Source organism: uncultured Campylobacter sp., from assembly GCF_938045205.1.
Taxonomy (GTDB): domain Bacteria; phylum Campylobacterota; class Campylobacteria; order Campylobacterales; family Campylobacteraceae; genus Campylobacter_B.
In genome coordinates this window covers 1-3,771 of the sequence record NZ_CALIMY010000097.1, presented here as the reverse complement: position 1 = coordinate 3,771, position 3,771 = coordinate 1, and the positions used below count along the sequence as shown (strand labels likewise).

Genomic DNA, 3,771 nt, shown 5'->3' with positions numbered 1-3,771 from the left:
GTCCGCACCGCTAGCGTCGCGCGGGTGGGGGCAAAATTTTAAAAAGTCGTGGAGGCGTACGCGGCCTCGCAACTCTGAGCGCCGTCCCCTTACGAGCATCACGTATAATACACCCAGGCGCTAGGCTATATCCATAAATTTTTGTGAAAATTTACAAAATAAAATTTCATCTCTAAATTTACAGCTTGCGAAATTTGTGCTGTGATTTCTTTCTTTTGGAGCGGGAAGGGGCCCCAATTGCGAGGTTACACTTCTCGCAGGACGCCGCCTCCGTAGCACCGCATTGCTCTAAGCGGTGCGGGCTACTCCTGGGCTAAATTTAAGCTGCGGTTGGTGGCAAAATTTTGGCTAAAATTCTGCATTCAACTCGCCATTACGCCTCGTGTATCTCCTCTGCTAGGCGCTTTTTGTAGGTGCGCTTGAAATGAAACGCCCAAATTAGCGGAAAGATTATCTCCAACCCTTTCCAAAATACATATCCACCATACCAAAAAAAACATTTGCAAACCGCATAGCAAGCGACTACATAGCTTGTCCCAAAGACGGCACCCCAAGCTACTATTTCAGAGTCGGTCGTAACAATCCAGATCGCAACCAAATATATGAAAGCGCTTAATAACGCAGTCGGGAAAAACCAATTCAGAACGCCTAATTTCTGGTGATTTATATCCGCGCTAAGATAGCCCGCCACGCACGCGATGATGCATAGGGCGCATAAGATAGTGCGTAGCACGGCTAAATAGCGCAGCCCACGGGGTTGCATCGCGCCTTCGTAGTCGCTGTTTTCGCAGCTACTACTTTGGCTGTTTTTGCTGCCACGCCCCGCCACATAGACAAGATGTGCGCCCAGCGCTATGAAACACGCGCATGCTGCAAGGTCCCAAAATATGAAGTTACCGAAGATTGTCCCGCCCGAGCCATCATCGCCCGTAGGTCCTATTAAATAAGGCCACGAAATTTTCACTATGCAAAACGTCGCCGCAAGCAAAATCGGATGCAGCGCGAGCCTGCCGCTTCTTAAATCAGAGAGTAAATTTTTAAAATATCTCATGCTTTCCCCTTAAAATTCCGCGGAATTTTACTAGCTTTCCATTATTTTAAGGCGCGGTTTGGGTTCGAAATTTTAAAGCCACTTTGCTCGCTCATTGCTAGGGTCCGTTTCGTTGCCGATCGCTTCGTAGCGCGAGTAGTAAAACTTCACAAACTCCCGCACCTGCGCCTCGCGCGGCAGATACACGCCGTCGCTAAGCTCCGCGAAGCGCGATAAAAATTCCGCCGCGTCCTTTTTGTCGCAATAAAGCCGCGCCAGCTCCTCATAGTTTTGCAGGCACGCGGCCTTGAAGCTCTCATAGCCTGCGCGGTCAAATTTAACCGCCAGCCGCATGCCGTCAAATTTCAAAACGCCCGATGCAAAAAGCAAGCTCAGATGTATCAGAGCCTCGCAGTAGTAGGGCTTGAGCTCCTCCACCCGCTGCCACGCGATGAGCCCCACGGCGCGGCGGATCAGCTCATCCAGCACCGGCAGGCAAAACTCCGCCTCCTCGTGGAAAAAGAAGTTCACGAGCCCGCCCGTAGTCGCCTTGTACTCCTCGATGAGCTTGAAAAGCCCCGAGCGGTTCATGCGCGCCTCGGTGTCCGCGTCGATGAAAAATATATGCCCGAACTCGTGTCCGATCGTCGATATTTCGTAGACGCGGCGCCAAATTTGCGGCTTTTTAAATAAAATTTCGCGTCCGAAATTTAGATAGTGAGGCTCAAAAATTTCGCCGCTTAGCCGCATAAAAGGTCTAGCCTTGGCGCTTTCATAGACGAAATTTACGAAAGCGAAAATTTTCTTGCCGCAGTTGGTGCTTACGAATTCGTCGTTGGGTACGACCTGCGCCGAAAAGAGCCCGTTAAGATCGGCTCCGTAATAGATCAGCGGCGCGCAGACGTAAAGCTGGGTTTTGGCGATGTTTGAGAGCACGAGCGAGTGCATGACGGCGCCCTTTGCGCCGATTTTTTCATACGCACGCTCAAAACTCTCGCTTACGCGCGCTTTAAATTCCTCCGCGCTAAACTCATACGCGCCTGCAAGCCTGACGTCCCATTCTAGCGCGACTGCGTGCGTATAGGCGTCTTCGTAGTACTCAAGCGGATGGCCGATCTGAAGCGGCGTTTTTATATCCATCCACGCGATCTCCGCATCCCGCCACGCGCCGATCACGGCGCTAGCGTCCCTTTCGCAAAAGGCCTGTTTGAGCTTACTTAGATACGCGATGTAGGCTAGCTCGCTCTCATCTCCCGCGAGCGTCACAAGGCGCTCCAAAAGATCGCTAAATTCGCTCTGCAGCTTTGCCGTCTCATCCGCAAATGCCACGGCGTAGGGCAGCATTTGGGATTTGCCCTCGCGCTGCACTATCGCGCCGTAGCAGCGCTCGCAGATCTCGCCGTGAGGCGTGCGCATAAACAGCTCCTCTTGCAGTAAAAATTCCTTCGCCTGCGCAAGCGAGCTAAATTCCTGCTGTAAGCGCTTGTTCGTGCCTTCGATAATTAGGGCTTGCCAGCTTTTTTGCATATCGCTTAATACGAGCCCGATGCGGTGTACGCCCTTTAAAAGCTCCAGATAAAAGGGCTGTAAAATCCCATGCGCGCCCGCTTCGGCAATGAGCGCTGCGTGCATGCCTTCGTGTATTTCGCGCGTGAAGTCGTACATTTTGCTCTTTAGCTCGCGCTGGCGCGCCTCATCGTAGCCCAAGCGGCGAAATTCTTGCAGTAGCGGATCCTCTTTGAGATCCACGATGCGGCGCAGTACGGCGATGCGCGCAGTATCGCTAGGCTCAAAGCCGCAGATCTCCAGCCCGCGCGCGATCAGCTCGTCGTGCGGCTCGTCGTATAGGGCGTTTAGTCGCGCTTTAGCAGCGACCGCCATCTCGCTAAGTTTTGCAAAATCGTTCATCGCGTATCCTTTTTGCCGTTTTATCGTCTTTTTACGAGCGGAATGTGTCTGCTTCGAGAGCTAAATTTTATCCTCACGCCCGCTTAAAATTTTAAAATTTCGACATAGATTTTTGCCGATTGTATCGAAAAAGTGTTAAATTTGCGCGGTTAAAATGCGAGATTTTTAAATTTAAGGAGTAAAAATGAGCGATTTAAACTTAGACGATTTCGGCGAGCCGCGCATAAAGGTTGTAGCGCTGCCTAAGGATACGAATAGCTCGGGCAATATTTTCGGCGGCTGGATACTAGCGCAGATCGATTTAGCGGGCGCGACGGCGGCGCGCGAGATAGCGCCCGAGCGGGTCGTGACGATCTCGATGCAGGAAGTAACTTTCAAGCAGCCCGTATTTATCGGCGATGTCATCAGCTGCTACGCAAAAGTCCTAAGTGTGGGAAATACCTCTATCCGCGTGCAGATCGAGGTCGCGGCGCTGCGGCTTGGTGAGGATGGATTTCGCGAGTGCTTGCACGTAACCAGCGCGATCGCAACCTACGTAAGCGTGACCAAATCAGGCCAAAAAAAGCCTATCAGCGCAGAGATTAAGCGGCTGCATGGATTTTAAAATTTTTTAGACTTTAGTTTTAGCTCAAGGAATTTTAGCGTCAAGCTTATAACGCGAAAATTTTTATGTGGGATAAGCTTAGTGCGCAGAATTTACTGCATAAAATTTTATAATTTTAAGCGCGGAATTTTGCTGTACAGTATTTTGGTGGAAAACCTAGCAGACGGAATTTTGGAATTTTAGAATTTTAGAATTTTAGAATTTTAGAATTTTAGAATTTTAGAATTTT

At 50.3% G+C, this 3,771-nt stretch carries 3 protein-coding genes; 1 reads left to right on the top strand and 2 read right to left on the bottom strand.

Annotated features, from left to right (window positions below):
* Nucleotides 1-373: 373 nt before the first annotated feature.
* Both Q0198_RS05295 and ciaB read right to left on the bottom strand, forming a co-directional pair.
* Nucleotides 374-1,051: a hypothetical protein gene (locus Q0198_RS05295; protein WP_297895864.1), complete on the bottom strand. Its 678-nt coding sequence runs from the start codon at nt 1,049-1,051 to the stop codon at nt 374-376.
* Between the two features lie 72 nt (nt 1,052-1,123).
* On the bottom strand, nt 1,124-2,938 hold the full coding sequence (gene ciaB / locus Q0198_RS05290; RefSeq protein WP_297895862.1) for an invasion protein CiaB: 1,815 nt from the start codon (nt 2,936-2,938) through the stop codon (nt 1,124-1,126).
* A 184-nt stretch (nt 2,939-3,122) separates the two neighbouring features.
* Between ciaB and Q0198_RS05285 the strand changes: the two genes are divergently transcribed.
* Complete coding sequence (locus Q0198_RS05285) at nt 3,123-3,542, top strand: acyl-CoA thioesterase (protein WP_295153100.1); 420 nt, start codon at nt 3,123-3,125, stop codon at nt 3,540-3,542.
* The last annotated feature ends 229 nt before the right edge of the window (nt 3,543-3,771 follow it).

Excerpts from the sequence above, each read along its gene's own strand:
- Q0198_RS05295 (WP_297895864.1), bottom strand. The coding sequence starts at position 1,051 with ATGAGATATTTTAAAAATTTACTCTCTGATTTAAGAAGCGGCAGGCTC.
- ciaB (WP_297895862.1), bottom strand. The coding sequence starts at position 2,938 with ATGAACGATTTTGCAAAACTTAGCGAGATGGCGGTCGCTGCTAAAGCG.
- Q0198_RS05285 (WP_295153100.1), top strand. The coding sequence starts at position 3,123 with ATGAGCGATTTAAACTTAGACGATTTCGGCGAGCCGCGCATAAAGGTT.